This is a genomic window from Sulfolobus islandicus Y.N.15.51 (genome assembly GCF_000022485.1).
In the GTDB taxonomy this organism is placed as follows: domain Archaea; phylum Thermoproteota; class Thermoprotei_A; order Sulfolobales; family Sulfolobaceae; genus Saccharolobus; species Saccharolobus islandicus.
The window spans coordinates 2,793,248-2,812,165 of sequence record NC_012623.1; the positions used below are offsets into that span (position 1 = coordinate 2,793,248).

Genomic DNA, 18,918 nt, shown 5'->3' on the forward strand with positions numbered 1-18,918 from the left:
CCTTAAATGTTATATATTATTCTAGCATTTATATATTCTTTAAAGTTTCTATTATTGCTTTTTGTACGTACTCGTAATATTCCCTTGACTGTTCTTTTCTTGGTACGAAATCTTTCATTATATCTGGATCTTGGGACCATGTTGGAACTATATGAAAATGAGAGTGAAATACCACTTGCCCTGCACTCTTTCCAATATTGGTTAATATTCTTATACCATCAGCCTTCAAAGCTTTCTTTACTGCAATTGAAATCTTTCTTACAGCTGTACATAAATATGGTATGACGTCTTCAGAAATCTCTAAAAAATTCTCATAATGTGTTCTAGGTACTACCAAAGTATGTCCAGGTGTAATAGGAAATTTATCCAGAAATGCGACTACTCTATCGTTACTATACACGATATACCCATGATCCCTTCCTTCAACAATGTTGCAAAAGATACACATCTGTATTGACCCTCATTACTACAAAATTATAAGTTTAGTTACAAAAAATCCCTTTGCTATTCAACTGGATTTCTTCATTCATGAAGATTCCATTTTTAATATTAAGTTTTGTGTAGGGAAGTCAAATTATGAAACATCACTGCTTTTAAGCTTATTATCAAGGGTCTTCTATGCAGACTTCTTTTCCTTTCTTAAACTCTATGTGTAATATTTTTTGTAATTCTCTTCCTAAAAGCGAAATTTCCCTACCAAGAATAGGACTTTCAATAAGAGTGTCAAGTTTAATTTTACCAATCTTTATAATAGCCTTAGCAACTCTAGTTTTAACAATTCCGTTAAGCGTTGCGTAAACTCTTGGATTCTCTAGCTCAAGGGAATTTACTTTATTGTAAACAGAAGGAGGGATTAAAAGATAACCGGAAAATCCAGTGTCAATTAATGCTCTAACTTCCATGAAATCCCCATTATAAGGATCTATTACGGTAACCGGTAAAGTAGGTTTATCATTTATTCTAAAGCAATCGAAGACCATCCCCAATCTCCTATCTCTTGCTTATCGTAATTCTTACTACCTATCATACATTTCTTGTGCCCCTTCCCCTTTTCAACTGCCTCCTTTTCACTATCAAATGCACCTATATATTCTCCGTCACAAGCTAAAACATACTTTCCTTCATTATATGCATTTATTGCTTCAGGATTAGTCTTAAGTACGATGTAATTATAATCACCTATTCCTTCGGTAACGTTGAGCCACAAAGAAATAGCCTGCTGTATTGCTTCAGAGACACTTATCCCTAATAGTGCAGCTCTAGCTTTTAACATCCTATAAAGCTGCTCGTCCATATTCTTTATCAGCACCTTTGTTGCCATATGTTTAACTTGGTAAGAAATATAATAAAGTTTATCTTTAATACATGAGTCTGACAAAAAGAACGATAAGCCTCGTCCCTTCTCGATAGATTAAAACTCACTATCTATATAATAACTTGACATAAGGATAAACAGAATTTTAAAAGTAAATAAGAATATATCTATATTAAGGTAATTATTCAACTCAGACTCCAAGGAGAGGGAGAACTCACTTCCACGGGGAATCAACGCGAAACTAGAGAACGAATAAAACCAAGTATTATAAGAGAAAAGGAAATAAGCAAATAAGAGAAATATTAACATAAGCCCAGGCACTCCGAGGGGATAAAACCCCATTCAAGAGGCTAGCTGTAAAACCTCTAGAAAACAAGAGAGGATCAAACACCGAGTAGGAGGTTGTACCCAAACTACTCTAGGGGCTGAACATAGTTAATATTATGCAAGAAAAACAAGGTGTTATGACCACAAGGAATATATAGGGGTACATGATTGACACCCATAGATTCTCAATTCCCCCAGCTCTGTTAGAGGTGAAGCTTGTAGGGCCTCTTGATACATCAAGTAGACTTCAAAGCGTTAAAAAAGCAAATAGATATATTTCGAATTTATCTTGAGGCTTTTTGTAAAATTAAAACTAGTCAGATACTAAACTTGGCTTTAATATAATCGCCTTTTTCAGTTATCAATTCTATTATATGATCACCCTTTATAGGGGTAAAATCGTTTATTTCTATTGTTATATTTTTAACTCCATAGGGTATGTATTCTGGATTATATCTATACGTCATCTTACCATCGATTCTAATTGCTACGATCTTACCTGAAACCTTATCAGTTTGCAACCAAACTTTCATATTTACAAACTTCCTTGCATAATGTTTAAAAGTAATAACGCTATCCTATAGAGTAATGTTAACGGCCCAAGAACTAATAGTAATATTCGTTATCTCGTTCATAACAAATGCAACTCCATTCTTTGGAGCTCCTTACACCCTGATAACTACGTCAATATTAATAAAGAGTGGAGTATCACCTTTGTCGCTAATCTTGGCTGTAGTATTAAGCGGGCTTGGTGCATCCTTATCTAAGTTAGTAATGTACGCATTGGGAATAGCCATAAGAAAACCTCTAAAAGACAATAAGAATATTCTGCTTATAGAGAAGATTAGCAAGAGTTACGGATTTTATGCAGCTCTATTCATATTGACCATATTACCATTTTTACCATTAGACGACTACATATTTCTCGCGGGAGGAGTAGCTAGGCTTTCAGTTTTTAGAATGATACTGATTTCAATAATAGGTAAGACACTAAAAAGTGGAATTGAGATAAGTATAGAACTTACTGGAATTTCTTTAATAGCCTCAATATTTAGCATAAACGAATTTGAACTTTCTATAATTTCTATTATAGTATTCATTTTACTGGGAATTCTGTTATTCAAATTAGATTGGGAAGAAATTCTGAGGAGGGGAGAAAAATTCTTAAGAGAAAAATTAAAAATTAATTTATGAAGATTTTTAGTGGTAAAAAATTTGAAGTGCACATAGATAAGGTGAAATTGCCTAACGGATATGAAAGGGAATTAGAGTTCGTGAAGCATAGGGGTTCTGTCGTAATAATACCTAAGATAAACAATGAAATTATATTGATAAGGCAATTTAGGCCTGTAATAGATAAATGGATATATGAGTTACCAGCAGGAACGATTGAGGAAGGAGAAGATCCATTAAATACTGCAAATAGAGAATTAATTGAGGAAATAGGATATGAAGCTGGGAAAATGAAAGAAATAATAAGTTTCTACGCTTCCCCTGGCATAACTACAGAGTATATGAGATTATACTTGGCTGAAGATCTTAGATACGTCGGAGCTAAACCGGAACCATATGAAATCATAGAACCTATTAGACTAAGTATAGAGGAGGCAATAAAAATGATAAGAGAAAGGAAAATAGAAGACGCAAAAACGATAATAGGAATATTTACATTAAAGGAGCTCTTAGAATAAAAAGAGAAGCGTAGAAAAATCTAAAATTGTGTAATATTACAGAATGTTATGACAAGGTTCCCAATCGATGTGAGATCTCAGTATGAATTGAACGTAAATACTGCAATTAACGTGGCAAATGGATTAAAGATGAATGAGGCAGAGGATGTGAAAATCGTATTTTTAGTCTCAAGTATAACTATACTCGATATTGAGAATAGGTTGTCGGAGATAGTTAAAAAGAGTGCCGAGCCTCTTAAGAAAAACTCAGTTAAAGTTTTCAAATGTTAAATGGCTATGGAAAAATTATAATGTGAGCAAGGATAGTCTAGTATATGTAGACGAGATAAGTAGAGGTGTGAATGTTTAGTAAGAATGGCTAACGAAGGATACGAGATACTAACATTTTAAATTAAAAATAGATCTAAGCCCCTTAGCTCTCCAACTAGTATTGGTTCTTCTTTTGTTATCCATTTTCTTGCCTTGACTTCTCTAAGAGCCTCTACCACTTCAACCCAATTCTCTATTTCTGGAATCTCATAAACTACGACGAACTCATAATCACCTACTCCAAAAGAGTAAGTAGTATATGATCTAATTCCCTTGTTCTTTGGATGAGTTCGAGCAGTTTCAATATGTTCTTTCATGATTTTTTCCCTTTCTTCAAAAGGTAGAAGATACCATTCTACGTCTTTTTTCATGGGATATGCTACAAAATACCTTAAAGGCTCTAATGAGAGGACCTTATTAATGTCAAAATTTCCTCTTGTATATGGAGACGACCTATATACGGAAAACAAGGATAGTGATTCATAACCTAAATCCCTTATTTTAGAAAGTAAAGTGTATTTAAATTCTAACAATTTCGATGTATCGGAGGAAGTTACCCAATAAATAATATCACTATCATTCCTAAGAGATATGTATCTTTTTAGTGAAATTAGATTATTCCTAAACTGTGATTCTACAGATTCTATCTCATTTATTGCGCTTCTTCTTTCCTCTCTACTACTACTCCACCATCTATTTGTAAGCTTTATCGAGGAAATATAAAAGTATGCTAAACTATTTTGGCTCATTATCCTCTAAGTCTTGAATAATGTCATTATACAATATTAATACTTCTTCCAAATTTGCCAAATAAGCTATGAAGTTGTTGGATAAATTCTGTCTAACATATTCGTCAAGTAAATCTAATCCATCCGCTGTAGGACCATTTATTATTCTTTCAACATACTCTTCAAATTTTTTCTTTGAATCAGCAAGTATTATAAAAGCAATAGGTATGATACTTAATATATCCTTGGATGTGAAATTGACGTCCTTTACTACATCAGAGCTAACTCCGCTATAGTGAATAGAACTTAATCCATGTTTCTTAGTTACTTTACTTTCGACCTTATTTTTCAACTTATCTATAGATAAAGGTAGGTAAGAAATAGGAGACGGATTGCCAATAATAACATCTACTCCAATATTATTGGAAATTCTATCCAAGTACATTATTGCCCTAAGCAATATGGCTAATTTGTGTTTTTTAACCGAGCTAGGCTTCTTTCCTACGTTAAACCCTATAAGGTATTTGAAGATACATCCCGCGTAAATAGTTTTACCATTTTGTATAGGATTTTCAGCTGGTAATAGATTATATTCTACAAACTCCCTATAAATCAAAGTATATTCCTCCTCGTTTATCAAAGACTTTAAGTAGTCTTCGAAGTTCTCTATGTTTTCTCTCCTCGATTCAACAACTTGGCCCAACTCGTTGTATTTCTTAATTATCGGAGGATTATACGACATGTCAATAAATATTTGAAGAATAGGAAAGGAATCTTCACTCCTTAATACAGTGGCTGCGTAAGCATTGTTAGGAAATCTAACAACACCCACTATTACTCTAGAATTGACATCGCTAGATAACGCTACATGTTTTGAAGAAGCTAAGGCTAATCTTTCCATATCAAACCATTCTTTACTTAATCGTAGAGTCTCTGAATTAGTATCAATATTTCCGTAATTGTAAACTATTGAATCTACCTTTAATTCCTCCGCTACTTCCTCTATTACGTCCTTAATGAGAGAATCTATTTGGGGAATTGGTGGTAAAATATAGTGCTCCTCAGTCTTATATATATGGACGCCATTATCTTGTAGTTTTATTAACATTATCTCCTTTCTATTACCCTTGTCGTCAATTAGAGAGCATAGAATCTCTGGTTTTTCAGGGTTTGAGTATACTTCTAATAGTCCCACTATCCCATCCTACTTAAATTTGTTAATACAGATACTTTTATTAGGATTATGGTAGAAAAACCTTTTCCATGCCTAATAACAATAGTTCATCCACCACCAGCTAATTCTCCTTATTCCTTAGGTAAGTTTTACTCCAAACCTCATTATAATAACGTTATCATTCGAAAACAGTTCTCCCATCATATAGAGATATGTTTAGTTCAAAACTTCTCCATACCTTAAAAGGTCTCCTGCATAAGTTCTATGTGATAGGATTAAGAGTGTCATATATATCCGTTTAAATCTAAATTTAAGGCATTAGCCAGCTATAACTTGATCTGGATTACGAATATCTAAAATAAGTGATAAATAAAGATAAATCAGTAGAGTCATTGATATAATCGATGTTAGAAGAGTCGAAGAATGCTTTAAGGGTATTTATAACTGGTAACCCCGGTGTTGGGAAAACTACAATATTACTCTTTTTAATTAATAAATTAAGTGAGAATAATTACAAAGTTGCTGGATTTTATTGCCCAGAGGTGAGAGAGAATGGAAGAAGAATAGGTTTTAGAATAGTAGATATAACTACCAATGAAGGAGACTGGTTGGCTAAAGAAAACGCGCCTGGAAGAGTGAAAATAGGGAAATATACAGTTTTAGAAGATAGTGCTAAAAGAATAACTGAGATTACATTGTCTAACATTAATAAGGCAGATGTTTTAGCAATAGACGAAATTGGGCCAATGGAGTTAAAAATACCTACAATAAAGAAATTAATTGAGACTATTCTAAATAATCAAAAACCTTTGATTGCAGTGTTACATAGGACACAAAAACCCATGGGAGGAAGAATCTACGTAATTACCGTTGAAAATAGGGATTCGATAAAGTACGAGATTTTGAATTACATATTAAGTAGCCTAGATTAACTTCTTCTATGGCCTTTTCTAAATTCTCTTCATTCAGATGGTATTATACGTTAAATATTTGCTCAACAAATATTCTCATAATGGTAATGCATGAATATATCAGAAAATCACTCACAATAGATTGTGAAGCTGTTACTAACTATATTGTGGAAAGGATAAGGGAGTATCTTGAATTTAGCAATAAGAAAGGAGGAGTAATAGGGGTAAGCGGGGGAGTGGATTCAGCGGTAACTGCAACGCTTCTTGCTAAAGCTACTGATAATTTCTTCATACTTCTCATGCCTTCCTCTTCAACGCCAAAGATAGATTTGGAAGACTCCTTCGAAATGATAAAGTTCCTCAACGCACAAAATAAGTACAAATTAATTAATATAGACGAAATTGTAAGCTTATTCTCAAATAAAATAGAAACAAATAACAAATACGTAATAGGTAACATAAAAGCTAGAGTTAGGATGATAATACTTTACGCATATGCGCAAATGTTAGATTACTTGGTGGTAGGAACTGGAGACAAGAGCGAACTACTATTAGGATACTTCACAAAGTATGGGGATGGAGGTGTTGATGTTTTACCAATAGGTGATTTGTACAAGACACAGGTTAGAATGCTAGGAAAATGTTTGGGATTACCGGAAAGGATAGTCACAAAACCAAGCTCCCCAGCCTTATGGGAAGGACAAACCGCTGAAGGTGAATTAGGAATTGATTACGAAACAATAGATTCAATATTATACTTAAGATTCGATGAAATGAGAAGTGAAGATGAAATAGTGAAAATATTAGGAATTCCTATAGATACTATTAAAAAAGTTGATAGACTAGTTAAAATCTCTCAGCACAAAAGGCTACCTCCAGAGATATTCAGATTAAGTGGAAGAGCCATAAACTCGGATTGGAGGTTTCCTAGAAGATGGGCATAAGAGTGGAATTAGCTCAAATAAGATCTTACCCCGGAGATGTGTATAGAAATTATAAGAAACATTTAGAGATCATAGAGACCAGTACTGCAGATTGTGTAATCTTTCCAGAACTCTCCTTAACTGGTTACATTATAAAAGATTTGACATATGAGATATATAAGGATGCAGAGGAGGCTACACGTAAAATAGCAGAGAAAGTTAACAAGTGTGCCGTATTTGGAACAATAAAGGAAGTTAGGAAAGGAATATTAAGAAACGCAGCGGCAGTTATAATTAATGGGAAAATGGATTACATATATAAGTTTTATCTTCCAACATATGGATTATTTGAGGAGAGAAGATACTTCCAAAGAGGAGACCCACTTAAAGATTTGAAAATTTTCGAGTATAGAGACTTAAAATTTGGTGTAGTAATTTGTGAAGATGCGTGGCATCCAGAGCCAATAGAGGCACTATCGCTTATGGGAGCTGACGCAATTTTTATACCATCAGCATCACCAATGCGAAAACTAAGAGAAAACTTGGCAATAGAGGAGAGTTGGGATTCACTTTTGAAGGCTCACTCATTAATGAATACTGTTTGGACTGTTTTCACAAACGTTGTAGGTAGTCAAGAAGAGGAATACTTTTGGGGAGGATCTAGAGTGGTTTCTCCATTAGGTGATGTAAAACTTAAACTAAATCTATTTTATGAAGATAGGGGAGTTGTGGAGATCACTGAGAATGAGTTGCTTAGGGCTAGGTTCTTTAGCAGTTATAGGGATCATATAAGGGAGTTTCATTCAATTCTTGATAAGCTATAACTTTTATAACTGTATAAACGATATTCATTATTGGGTATGATTTCTCAAAGATTTAATCTAAATCTCTTACTCTTACTCATAATTATAATTCTGCTCATTGTAGCCATTTTCTATCCAGTAGCACTTATTCCCGCAGCCTTAGCAGGCGCGTTCATAGATGGATATCCTTTTGCAAGAATTTTTATACCAATACCGTTATTAATATTATTTCTGTTAGGTCTTCATAATGATTTTTATGCATTTGGTACATTAGCAATGATACTATTATTAGTTCTATTATTTATTAGAAGTATTACCAAGCATTTTAGTTTTAAATTTTAAATTTATTAACCACTATCACGTTATTTTACATATGAACAGTTTAATAAAGGCGTTGCTTATACTAAATCTAATATTATCCCTCACCCTATCAGAACTTTTTGTAATTCCTCTCGTCATACTTACAGCGAAATTCATTTTATCTGGTGTAAAAAGAGATTAGAACACTTGTTCTAAGGCGTAGGGTTTTATCACTCCCTTCAATTTTTAATATATGCTACTAAGATTAGACGAGATCTTCCAAAACAAGGGATGGGATACAAGGAAAAAGATATTAGATGAATTGAAAAATAAACCCCAAACAGCTTATGAATTGTCTAAAAAACTAGGATTGAACTATTCTACAGTAAAATATCATTTAGAAATTTTAGAGAAATTTGGATTAGTAAACATTAATAGATATAAAACAAAATGTTTTTATGCAGTGTCAAAGAATTATAAAATAGTTGAAAAGTATTTAGAGGAGGAAATAGCAAAAAGATAACTGAGAAAACTTTGAACAGTAGTTCAATATTTTTCATAGTACTATATCTAATATTTTTAGTTATAGGTAAAATACAATATGTAAAAGGAGTTGAGAAAATCGTAGACATCGTAGTTATACTTCTAATATCAACAATCTCATATTGGGCAGGGGAAGAGATTACGAGTAACCAAATATTTAGTTTACTTATAAGTTCACTAATACTAGGCATATTATCAATAATTATTACGTACTTTTCTGGAGTAGCCATAAGACATTTCAATACTACGAAATCACTAATGAAAGCTAATAGAGAAAAGATAATTATCGGCAACAGTAATAGGCAGACGATAATAAAATACATGCTACCGTTTGTAATAGGATGGATACTTGGATTATTGTTTCATGTTAGCGGTACTGTTATCGTGAGCATGATAGATTACGAGTTATATGCTTTAGCCTCAGTATTGGGCTATATCATGGGAAAGGATATTAGCCGTAAAGTAATTCTAAGTAGCAGTAAAGATTCCTTAATCTCATTATTTATAACAATTCTTGGAGATATCATACTAGCCTTAGTTATGTACATGTTACATATAGCTAACTTTACAATTTCATTGGCTATTGCACTGGCTAGTGGATGGTATACTTACGTTGGGCCGCTGGTAGCAGTAAGCTCTGATCCATATTTAGGTACCTTAGCTTTTCTCGTGAATTTCCTAAGGGAACAACTAACTTACGTTTTAGTACCTTTTCTTCTCAAATTGAAATTTGAACCTAGATCTGCAATTGCAGTGGGAGGTGCGACAGCAATGGATACTACACTTCCACTTTATGTAGAGGTTCTGGGAAAAGAGTATGCACTATCCGCAATGATTACAGGGGTAATACTAACGCTCGTAATACCAATTATTTTACCTCTAATAATCTAAACCTTTCCTATTTTTATCAAGATGAGTACTGCAATGATTATTACAATAAAAAGTACAACCAATGGTAAGTAACTATATATTGTTGGAGATTGTGATCCATTCTCAGAATTTGTCTGAAAGATGTATATTTGTACATTTTGACCTGTACCATTAGCTTGATAAAGTATATTGTCATGATATGTCAGGATTAATTTTATTTCACTACCGTAAAGATTTAAAAATCCCTTATATATAGTGATGTTTACATTATTTTCCGTTTTGTTCATAATCAAGGTATAATTCTCAATTATGCTTCCATTTATGAGAAGTCGTGGAGGAAATAGGGAATAGTTATAGATTGTAAAGACCTTATTATAAATTATGCTTCCATTAGTATTATAGATTGTAAAGTTATAGGTTAAAGGAGATAGCGATAATATAGTATAATTGTATGTATATAAATATAAAGCATTATTATAAATTATTTGAACGTTATAAGAGAAGGATTGGTGAGGAGAAAGGGGCATTGAAATTAATAATATAAGAAATATGAATGCTAATTGATAGACCATACATTAATAACTCTCTTTTAACTTTATAAAACCTATGAGTGATGAATGGATTAAGATATTTGAATCTGATTTTTACGTTCGTGAGATGATAAAGGTATGGGACGAGGGAGAAAAGTGGGCTAATTGGATAGATGAAGTAGTAAATAAGTACAAGTTAGAAAAGAAGGTTCTTGATGTGCCTTGTGGAATTGGTAGAGTTTCGTATTTTCTCGCAAATAGGGGTTATAAGGTTACTGGAATAGATATTTCAGAAAGAATGATATCGATGGCTAGAGCTAATATTCAAAACGGAAAATTCATAGTAGGAGACATGAGGAAAATAAAGGAAATAATTGGTAACGAAAAATATGATCTTGTGATAAATATCTATAATAGTTTAGGATATTATTCTGAAGAAGACGACCTAAAAATTTTAGAATCGTTGAGAAATAGCACTAGGAAAATATTAGTAATTAACCTAGATAATAGAGATTATATAATATATAATAGACCCAATGAATATTACACTTATATACCACCATATTTAGTTTACTCTAAAGTGGACTTTGAACAAGAAACTTCAAGGTTGTTGATATATAGAAAATATTACATAAATGACAAGGAAGTAGGAGAGATAACCTACAAGCAAAGATTATATAGTATTCATGAGATTTTAGCTCTACTCAAAAAGGCTGGATTACAGCCAGTAGAAGTGCTATCAGGATATTCTTGGAAGAAATTCAGCATAATGGATCCAGAAATGACAATAATAGCTACGCCAGCTTAGATAACTTACTTCCTTAAAAGACTAAGATTTCAGTTGCAATTCCCTTTCTTGTTTCAAAATCTTCAACTAACTACAGGAACCATTCAAAGTATTTTTGTTTCCGCTTAACCTACACGGTTACAACTGAAAGCCTTACCTTTAGGGCAGGAAAAATCAGATGCGTATAATGAAAATAACTCTTTAGGTTATCTTCATCAGATAATAGGGATAATGAAATCTCGGAAATGAATAAGGAAAACCGAAGATATGCAACTTTCCCATTACTTGAATTTACTTCGGTTAAATGCTAAATGATCTTAAGGCATATACAACATTTCTAAAAGAAATAAGACAAAAAGAGTTTAAGGCAAAGATGAATCCCTCAAAACTTTTTAAAAGATAACTTGTGAAGTTTCCCTCAAGCTTCTTGAGCCCCTTTAAAATGCGAGATAGCACATAGTAAGGAGAAGTTAGATTAGCTTAGAGGTTTAATTGCAATTTAATCTGTAGTCACTATAAAGCCTTTCATTAATTTTTATTAATTTACTTACTAATTTAAGCATTATATTCAAATCACTTCGTAATATTTTGGAATCTATCCCTTGAACTCATTACCGAAATTATTTAATTGCTTTAGATTCACATTCATTTTATTATATAATCGACTCCAAAATCCTATAACTTATACTTTTAAAATAAGCTTATATTCCAGTAACTCTATATTTTATATGAGTAAAAATGAGGAGAACACTTAAAGCAGCAATTTTAGGGTCAACAGGGTTAGTTGGAATAGAATACGTTAGAATGCTAGCGAATCATCCATATATCAAAGTGGGATATCTGGCCGGAAAAGGTTCGGTAGGTAAACCGTATGAAGAAGTTGTAAGATGGCAAACTGTAGGTCAAGTTCCAAAGGAAATAACTGACATGGAAGTAAAACCAACTGACCCGAAATTAATGGATGATGTAGATATTATATTCTCACCCTTACCGCAAGGTGCTGCTGGCCCAGTTGAAGAGGAATTCGCAAAGCACGGGTTCCCAGTAATTAGTAATTCTCCAGACCATAGATTTGATCCTGACGTACCATTGTTGATACCTGAAATAAACCCCCACACGATATCACTTATTGATAAGCAAAGGGAAAGGCACGATTGGAGGGGTTTTATAGTTACTACACCATTATGCACTGCCCAAGGAGCTGCAATTCCATTAGCACCAATATACATGAACTTTAGAATAGATAGTAGCTTGATAACAACTATTCAATCATTGTCTGGTGCTGGCTACCCTGGAATACCTTCGCTAGATGTTGTAGATAATGTATTACCTCTAGGTGACAACTACGATAATAAGACGGTTAAGGAGATTAGTAGGATTTTAAGTGAGACGAAAAGGATGGTGAATGACGATAATGATCTGTCATTAGGTGCAACAACTCATAGAATAGCAACAATTCATGGCCACTATGAGGTAATTTACGTCACTTTTAGAGATGATGTTAGTGTAGAAAAAATCAGAGAGACCCTAGATTCGTTCAGAGGAGAACCGCAGAAATTAAAATTACCAACTGCCCCAGATAAACCAATCCTTTTAACTAATCAAGATGCGAGACCTCAAGTATATTTCGATAGGTGGGCAGGGGATCCACCTGGAATGAGTGTGGTAGTGGGAAGATTAAGCCAAATAAATAGGAGAACTATTAGGTTGGTATCAGTAGTTCACAACACTGTAAGGGGGGCTGCTGGAGGAGGGATATTAGCAGCTGAACTCTTAGTCGAGAAAGGATATATTGATAAAAGGTAACTCTTTTTACTTATCCTTTCTTATTCTACTCTATGAATTTTATTACATTTGCTGAGAAGTTAGGAATTGATCGGGAAGCTGCGATAAAAGTTTATAGACTATTTGATGGTGGTTACTTTGAAAGTTTATACTATACAAAGCCTCCTATTCTTCATAAGCTTAGGGAATGGCCTAGAAAATACTTAAGTAAAAAACTTGTATTAATAAGAAATATTCAATTAAACCAAGCGTTTGAAGCCCTAATATGGGCAGATATAATAGCAATCTATGGGATGTCTTCGAAATTAATTGATAGACCATTCAAATATGATATTTTGGAGAAAAATGTGGAGTACGTATATGAAGAGATTAAAAAGTACTCTCTATCCAATAATTTTACAGATTATCCCATGGCTTTGAGTTTAGATTTTGTTAAGGTAGATTTTTCGCCATTCATAAATGACTTAACCAATAAAAGAAGAGAGGAGATGAAAGCTAGTGATTCAGAAATAATTAATGATATTGCGTATGATAGCAAATTAATGGAAGAAATAAAGGTTAAATATCCTTGGGCTAAGAACGTCAAAAGAGAGAACGCTGTAAGGGCATTTCAGTTATCTGAAAGAGTAAATGAATTTGTAGACTATGTTATACCATATATATATTATTTAGCTGCCTCAAAAACACTTCATTTTGATTATACTCTCATAAGTAATATGATTTCAGATACAATAAAAATAGTTGAAGAAGAAGGAAGTAAGGCAATAAAAGAACAAGAAGTAAGCAGTGAATACCAACGAAAAGTAAGAGAACTTTTCCAACTTATTATTACTACACTTAATTACTTTTAGGTTTATATACTATTTCGGCATAAAGATAATACGTGACAACAAGAGGAAAAGAACAACAGAAAAAGAGAAGATACAGTGAAAGTATCACTGCGTTCAAGAAAGAATTAAAAGCACTGAGCTTTGAGCCAATTTATGGAGAATCAATAAAGGATATCATAGCTAGATTAACGGTAAAAATAGAGGATATTGCAAACCAGTACAAATATGCAGTGGAATTTCCAGAAAAGGCTGAAATAGAGGCTGAAGGAGATGTTTACTATTTCATATATCCTATAACCTTAAAGACGAAGACAGGAAGGAAAAAGATCTATCTTCATGTTCAATATCTCATGTATGATCAAAATCAATGGGCCGGAATGATAACTGGAGTTAAATGAATTTCTTTCTTCTTACCCTTATTAGGATTAAAATAAAGATCGTTATAATATCTAACACAACACCTATAACCAAAATTGAATTATTGCCTAAACTTGGATACCTTGATTTAGCGAAATTATTACCAATTGTTGTGATGTAGTTTACGTTACTACCTATAGTGCTATTTATATTTATTATTTGAGAATTAACTAAACTTACATTTAATGCCCTAGAATTGATTAAGGTAACCGAACCATTGTCAACTATTAGATTACGTATTATACTATTAACAAACGTTGCATTATGTCCAACTATTACAGCATTATCTATGAACTCATTGAAGGCTATAGTACCATTGAATACATGCACATAAACGTATGGCAAGACAACGAATTGACCGGAAGGTGATATTGGATTTATGGATAAGGTATTAATGTTTAGTGTGGCAGGGAAACTCGTAGGAATTCCATCCGCGGATATCCCCTCCACGTAAACATACCAATAACCAGATATACCATAGGTAGAATAGCCCAAGGAATTGGAAGAAGATCCACTAGGGATTTGTAATTGACCAATCCAACTGCCGTTAAAGTATGTTAAAGGAACACTATATTGTAGTTGTAAGTTGTCAAACTGACTAGAAAGATAAGAAGGAAGAATAATCGCGGAAAATGAGCCATACTTGACTTCTGTACCGTTAGGATAAGTAATATTAGCTATTACGTAAATCTGTTGGTTTTGATATGCAATACTGGTATTAGGTATTATTCTAACTTTAACATTAAGTGAGTAAGGTGCGATGTAAATTTGAGTCACACCTATGCCTTCTGCAGTAAAGTTAGAAGTGTTATAAATTGCCTTAGTTGCAACATAATAGTATCCCGGCTTTAATTTTGGCAAGGTAATTTGGGTTATATATATTAAGGTATTCTGATAAGTAATTGCATTAACGGGTTTAGAGTAAACTTCATCACCGGATATATTATAGAAACTTACCGTAACGTTGGGAGATCCTATTGCTAAAGCTTCAGCAAGGATCGTAACGTTTTGACCAGGGGAGACTACAACTGGGTTTGTAAAGACTGGAGGATAGATTGCGTCAAGAATATATATTCCACTAACAAATTCGTCAAAACCAAACACATTCGGTATTTTAATAAAGTAGACTCCACTTACAATATTACTTGGAAACTGATAGACCCCAGTAAGATAACCCAATTCTATTTGGATACCTAAAACGGAAAGGTTTATCACTGGAGTTCTTTGCAATTGAACACTAGAAACAATTGACATTTTATTATCCATCTGGTCATATTTGTATATTATAGCTGTAAGATTTGGAGGATTCTTCACTAGAGAACCATTAGGATAAATAAGTTGAACTACTATAGGAACGGATTCAGGTTCTGGGAATAGCGCAATAGGCGGAAAAACGAATCGAGCCTGATAACCAATAGTAACATAAGTAGACCCATCTAAATTACCCGCTTTTACCACTACTTCTTCTATACCACTTCCTTCTGCAATAAACTCACCAACCCAATAAGTCCCATTAAACGACAATGAGAACTGCTGAACAACAGAACTCCCATTATAAACCATTCCGATTACACTTGAAGGCTTTATTCCAGTAATATTAGCAACTACTTTTACGACTTGCCCATCTAAATATGTACTATTATAAACTGCAACAACAATATTAGGTGAATGCATCACTTTAGGTAATAATTGATATAAATATCCAGCATTTATTGATCCTAAACCAGTTACAGGATTAAGCTCAGAGGAGTTAACGTAATAAGGTGTATTATACCCGAACCTTATAGGTGTTAGTGTGCTTGTATTTCTTAGCTCATAAAGGTAAGAATTTACAAATCCTAGCTTACCATAATCTTGAGTCATTAAGTCAATGATCCCGCTAACTATTGGTGTAGCTAATGATGTACCTCCAACTAGGTAGGTTTGGTTGTAGTAATATAAGATAAAGGCACCAGTATACGGGTTAGCATCAGCTACAACATCTGGGACTAATCTAAAACCGCTAATGGCTTGGTACCAAGGAGATGGAAACAATGTACTATATCCACCAGTAGAAGCTCCTAATACGCTTTCACCGCTCCACGCTGTCTCCATAGTCTTATTCCCAGATATATAAACAGAAGAACCACCCACTGCTAAAACATAAGGTATAGAAGCTGGAAATATTACGGAACCTTGAGGAGCTAAGAAGTAGTTATAACCATTTCCGCCCGCATCACCAGATGCTGCAGTGAAAGTAATTCCCTCTACCTCACCTAGCCAATATTCATACATTAACGAATTGACATATGAAAGAGGAATTAGACCTAAATCTACGTAAAGTTCGGGTATACCAAAACTTTGCGATAATACGTTTACCTCATCTTGTTGAATTATATATGCTATAATTGCAGGAAGAGGAACATTTGGATTGGCAACATATAAAACAATTCCGGCATCAGGAGCTACAATATGAGCGTACTCAACATCTAAAGAAATCTCCATTGCCCAACCTGTTGAGATACCATCATTAGGATTATAAGCTCCTATAGGGACGATTTTAAAGAATGGAGGATTAGAAATATTATACTGTTTGTCAAATTCTTGTAATTGTTCCTGTATGTAGGGGTCGCCGTAGAAGTCCAATATGCCTATAGCGGTGCCTTTTCCAGTTATATTATGGACATATAACCAGCTAATATTATAAGCATTGAGTAATTGACTAGGCCTTAACGCGTTATATGCAACCGCTTGTGTAATGTTATAAAATGTTGTAGGCTTATTTAGAATTAGCGAAGTAATATTGGTGCCTATTACGATAGCGTTAGAAATTACTGGAGAGCCAGCAAACTCATAGAATCTCTTCCCATTGAACTCATAAACGTAGAACTTTCCATTTAATGCTCTCTCTAACTGGGAGACAGTACCACTAGCTAATATTACGTTCATATAACTGGTTGTGGATATATTCGATTGCCTTAACTGAGATAAGGTCTTTGATATTTCCTGAGTTGGAACGAAAAGTTTCTCCAATTGACTCTGATTTAATATTACATGTTCTTGAACGTATTGTTGTAAAAGGGGTAAATTACTCGGTGGAAAAACTATAGCTACCGTTAAGTAATAGTTTGGAGATAATGTGGAGATGGGTTGGTTATTTATATTGGTCATAGTCAATGGTAAAACGACACCACTTAAGGCTAAAATCATTAAAAATATACTCCATGTCATTAAAGTAAGTTGGTTTCTGAGTGTATATAGTTTTTTCCAAACTTCAAACCTTCTAACCCTTTTTAACTCCCCGGTTAAAGAGGAACAAGGATCACGTAAAAATATCTTTTTAAGGTAATTTAGAAACTTTTAATTAAAGAACAGAATAAACAACGCATTTTAGTGTTGAAAAAAGTTAGCAATGATTTTAAATTTCTATATAGTAGAGTGAGAATTTGATGCAAAAGATACCAGAAGATGGAGAAGTAATTAAATTTGAAAATGGGAAATGGATTGTACCAAAAAAGCCAATAATTCTGTATGTTGAAGGAGACGGAATAGGACCGGAAATAACACATGCTGCAATGAAAGTCATAAACAAAGCAGTAGAAAAAGCTTATGGATCTGATAGGGAAATTAAGTGGGTAGAAGTTCTAGCAGGAGATAAGGCAGAAAAGCTAACCGGAAATAGATTTCCTAAAGAGTCAGAGGAATTAATAGAGAAATATAGGGTCTTATTAAAGGGCCCACTAGAAACACCAATAGGCAAAGGTTGGAAATCCATCAATGTGGCAATTAGATTAATGTTGGATCTTTATGCAAATATAAGACCAGTAAAATACATTCCAGGTATAGAAAGCCCCATTAAGAACGCAGATAAGATTGACCTTATAATATTTAGGGAAAATACTGATGATTTATACAGAGGAATAGAGTATCCTTATGACAGTGAACAAGCGAAGAAGATTAGAGATTTTCTAAGAAAGGAGTTGGGAGTAGAAGTGGAGGATGATACTGGAATTGGTATAAAGCTTATCAGTAAATTTAAGACACAAAGAATTGCAAGAATGGCCATAAAGTACGCCATAGACCATAAACGAAAGAAAGTTACAATAATGCATAAAGGTAATGTGATGAAATATACCGAAGGAGCGTTTAGAGAATGGTCATATGAAGTTGCAACAAAAGAATTTAGGGATTATGTAGTTACTGAAGAAGAGGTAACAAAGAACTATAATGGAGTACCTCCTTCTGGGAGGGTTATAATAAATGATAGGATAGCTGATAATATGTTCCAACAGATAATTATCAGACCAGACGAATATGATATAATATTAGCACCTAATGTAAATGGGGATTACATATCAGATGCAGCTGGTGCATTGGTAGGAAACATTGGAATGTTAGGTGGTGCAAATATAGGAGATACTGGAGGTATGTTCGAGGCAATACACGGTACAGCACCTAAATATGCTGGTAAGAATGTTGCAAATCCCACGGGAATAATAAAAGGTGGAGAGTTAATGTTAAGGTTTATGGGATGGGATAAAGCAGCTGACTTAATAGATTCTGCAATTATGGAGTCCATAAAGCAAAAGAAGGTTACCCAAGATCTAGCCAGGTTTATGGGTGTGAGAGCATTATCAACAACTGAATATACTGATGAGTTAATATCGATAATCGATATGTTATCTTAATTTTTTTT

Annotated in this window: 22 protein-coding genes; 14 read left to right on the forward strand and 8 right to left on the reverse strand. The window is 33.6% G+C overall.

The window, feature by feature from the left end; translation table 11 throughout:
* Positions 1 to 28: 28 nt before the first annotated feature.
* The 4 genes from YN1551_RS15115 to YN1551_RS15135 all read right to left on the reverse strand — a co-directional run bounded on the left by YN1551_RS15115 (position 29) and on the right by YN1551_RS15135 (position 2,175).
* Positions 29 to 448: an HIT family protein gene (locus YN1551_RS15115; protein WP_009992148.1), complete on the reverse strand. Its 420-nt coding sequence runs from the start codon at positions 446 to 448 to the stop codon at positions 29 to 31.
* Between the two features lie 157 nt (positions 449 to 605).
* The gene (locus YN1551_RS15120) at positions 606 to 980 is read right to left on the reverse strand and encodes a clan AA aspartic protease (protein ID WP_009992147.1); all 375 of its coding nucleotides are present in this window, start codon (positions 978 to 980) and stop codon (positions 606 to 608) included.
* Positions 956 to 1,321, reverse strand: a complete 366-nt coding sequence (locus YN1551_RS15125) for a ribbon-helix-helix domain-containing protein (RefSeq protein WP_012712682.1) — start codon at positions 1,319 to 1,321, stop codon at positions 956 to 958. The genes YN1551_RS15120 and YN1551_RS15125 overlap by 25 nt, the downstream gene beginning before the upstream one ends.
* Positions 1,322 to 1,959: 638 nt before the next feature.
* Positions 1,960 to 2,175 (reverse strand): hypothetical protein, encoded by a 216-nt coding sequence (locus YN1551_RS15135; protein WP_009992143.1) that lies wholly within the window; start codon positions 2,173 to 2,175, stop codon positions 1,960 to 1,962.
* 55 nt (positions 2,176 to 2,230) lie between these two features.
* Here YN1551_RS15135 and YN1551_RS15140 point away from each other — a divergent pair, with 55 nt between their 5' ends.
* Genes YN1551_RS15140 through YN1551_RS15150 form a run of 3 tightly spaced genes read left to right on the forward strand, consistent with a single transcriptional unit; the run spans position 2,231 to position 3,603 of the window.
* Positions 2,231 to 2,836: a hypothetical protein gene (locus tag YN1551_RS15140; RefSeq protein WP_012718258.1), complete on the forward strand. Its 606-nt coding sequence runs from the start codon at positions 2,231 to 2,233 to the stop codon at positions 2,834 to 2,836.
* Positions 2,833 to 3,333, forward strand: coding sequence for an NUDIX hydrolase (locus tag YN1551_RS15145; protein ID WP_009992139.1), 501 nt, complete (start codon positions 2,833 to 2,835; stop codon positions 3,331 to 3,333). Before YN1551_RS15140 ends, YN1551_RS15145 begins: the two co-directional genes overlap by 4 nt.
* A 48-nt stretch (positions 3,334 to 3,381) precedes the next feature.
* A complete protein-coding gene (locus YN1551_RS15150; RefSeq protein ID WP_009992138.1) occupies positions 3,382 to 3,603 on the forward strand; it encodes a hypothetical protein in 222 nt (73 codons plus the stop codon).
* A gap of 116 nt (positions 3,604 to 3,719) precedes the next feature.
* Here YN1551_RS15150 and YN1551_RS15155 read toward each other — a convergent pair whose 3' ends face one another.
* Complete coding sequence (locus tag YN1551_RS15155; RefSeq protein ID WP_009992137.1) at positions 3,720 to 4,391, reverse strand: chlorite dismutase family protein; 672 nt, start codon at positions 4,389 to 4,391, stop codon at positions 3,720 to 3,722.
* Entirely contained in the window at positions 4,378 to 5,565 is a 1,188-nt protein-coding gene (locus tag YN1551_RS15160) for a hypothetical protein (RefSeq protein WP_012718259.1), read from the reverse strand. Before YN1551_RS15160 ends, YN1551_RS15155 begins: the two co-directional genes overlap by 14 nt.
* A gap of 383 nt (positions 5,566 to 5,948) precedes the next feature.
* Between YN1551_RS15160 and YN1551_RS15165 the strand changes: the two genes are divergently transcribed.
* The 6 genes from YN1551_RS15165 to YN1551_RS15190 all read left to right on the forward strand — a co-directional run bounded on the left by YN1551_RS15165 (position 5,949) and on the right by YN1551_RS15190 (position 9,915).
* Positions 5,949 to 6,476 (forward strand): NTPase, encoded by a 528-nt coding sequence (locus YN1551_RS15165; protein ID WP_009992133.1) that lies wholly within the window; start codon positions 5,949 to 5,951, stop codon positions 6,474 to 6,476.
* Between the two features lie 8 nt (positions 6,477 to 6,484).
* Entirely contained in the window at positions 6,485 to 7,399 is a 915-nt protein-coding gene (locus tag YN1551_RS15170; RefSeq protein ID WP_012718260.1) for an NAD+ synthase, read from the forward strand.
* Positions 7,390 to 8,202 carry a nitrilase-related carbon-nitrogen hydrolase gene (locus tag YN1551_RS15175; RefSeq protein ID WP_012714702.1) on the forward strand — a complete coding sequence of 271 codons (813 nt, stop codon included), beginning with the start codon at positions 7,390 to 7,392 and terminating at the stop codon, positions 8,200 to 8,202. Before YN1551_RS15170 ends, YN1551_RS15175 begins: the two co-directional genes overlap by 10 nt.
* Before the next feature lie 30 nt (positions 8,203 to 8,232).
* The gene (locus YN1551_RS15180) at positions 8,233 to 8,523 is read left to right on the forward strand and encodes a hypothetical protein (RefSeq protein WP_012714703.1); all 291 of its coding nucleotides are present in this window, start codon (positions 8,233 to 8,235) and stop codon (positions 8,521 to 8,523) included.
* 211 nt (positions 8,524 to 8,734) lie between these two features.
* On the forward strand, positions 8,735 to 9,004 hold the full coding sequence (locus YN1551_RS15185) for an ArsR/SmtB family transcription factor (protein WP_012714704.1): 270 nt from the start codon (positions 8,735 to 8,737) through the stop codon (positions 9,002 to 9,004).
* Between the two features lie 11 nt (positions 9,005 to 9,015).
* Positions 9,016 to 9,915, forward strand: a complete 900-nt coding sequence (locus tag YN1551_RS15190) for a LysO family transporter (protein ID WP_012714705.1) — start codon at positions 9,016 to 9,018, stop codon at positions 9,913 to 9,915.
* Here YN1551_RS15190 and YN1551_RS15195 read toward each other — a convergent pair.
* Complete coding sequence (locus tag YN1551_RS15195; protein WP_012716904.1) at positions 9,912 to 10,466, reverse strand: hypothetical protein; 555 nt, start codon at positions 10,464 to 10,466, stop codon at positions 9,912 to 9,914. The two genes, YN1551_RS15190 and YN1551_RS15195, sit on opposite strands and share 4 nt — an antisense overlap.
* A 34-nt stretch (positions 10,467 to 10,500) precedes the next feature.
* Between YN1551_RS15195 and YN1551_RS15200 the strand changes: the two genes are divergently transcribed.
* The 4 genes from YN1551_RS15200 (at position 10,501) to YN1551_RS15215 (ending at position 14,224) form a co-directional block, all read left to right on the forward strand.
* Positions 10,501 to 11,232 carry a class I SAM-dependent methyltransferase gene (locus tag YN1551_RS15200; protein WP_012718262.1) on the forward strand — a complete coding sequence of 244 codons (732 nt, stop codon included), beginning with the start codon at positions 10,501 to 10,503 and terminating at the stop codon, positions 11,230 to 11,232.
* A gap of 717 nt (positions 11,233 to 11,949) precedes the next feature.
* A complete protein-coding gene (gene asd, locus YN1551_RS15205) occupies positions 11,950 to 13,017 on the forward strand; it encodes an aspartate-semialdehyde dehydrogenase (protein ID WP_012718264.1) in 1,068 nt (355 codons plus the stop codon).
* Positions 13,018 to 13,049: 32 nt separating this feature from the next.
* The gene (locus YN1551_RS15210; RefSeq protein WP_012718265.1) at positions 13,050 to 13,847 is read left to right on the forward strand and encodes a hypothetical protein; all 798 of its coding nucleotides are present in this window, start codon (positions 13,050 to 13,052) and stop codon (positions 13,845 to 13,847) included.
* Between the two features lie 32 nt (positions 13,848 to 13,879).
* Positions 13,880 to 14,224 (forward strand): hypothetical protein, encoded by a 345-nt coding sequence (locus YN1551_RS15215; protein ID WP_012712695.1) that lies wholly within the window; start codon positions 13,880 to 13,882, stop codon positions 14,222 to 14,224.
* Here the strand turns inward: YN1551_RS15215 and YN1551_RS15220 are convergent.
* Positions 14,217 to 17,453, reverse strand: coding sequence for a S53 family peptidase (locus YN1551_RS15220; protein ID WP_012718266.1), 3,237 nt, complete (start codon positions 17,451 to 17,453; stop codon positions 14,217 to 14,219). The two genes, YN1551_RS15215 and YN1551_RS15220, sit on opposite strands and share 8 nt — an antisense overlap.
* A gap of 218 nt (positions 17,454 to 17,671) precedes the next feature.
* Here YN1551_RS15220 and YN1551_RS15225 point away from each other — a divergent pair, with 218 nt between their 5' ends.
* Positions 17,672 to 18,910, forward strand: a complete 1,239-nt coding sequence (locus YN1551_RS15225; RefSeq protein WP_012712697.1) for an NADP-dependent isocitrate dehydrogenase — start codon at positions 17,672 to 17,674, stop codon at positions 18,908 to 18,910.
* Positions 18,911 to 18,918 lie beyond the last annotated feature (8 nt).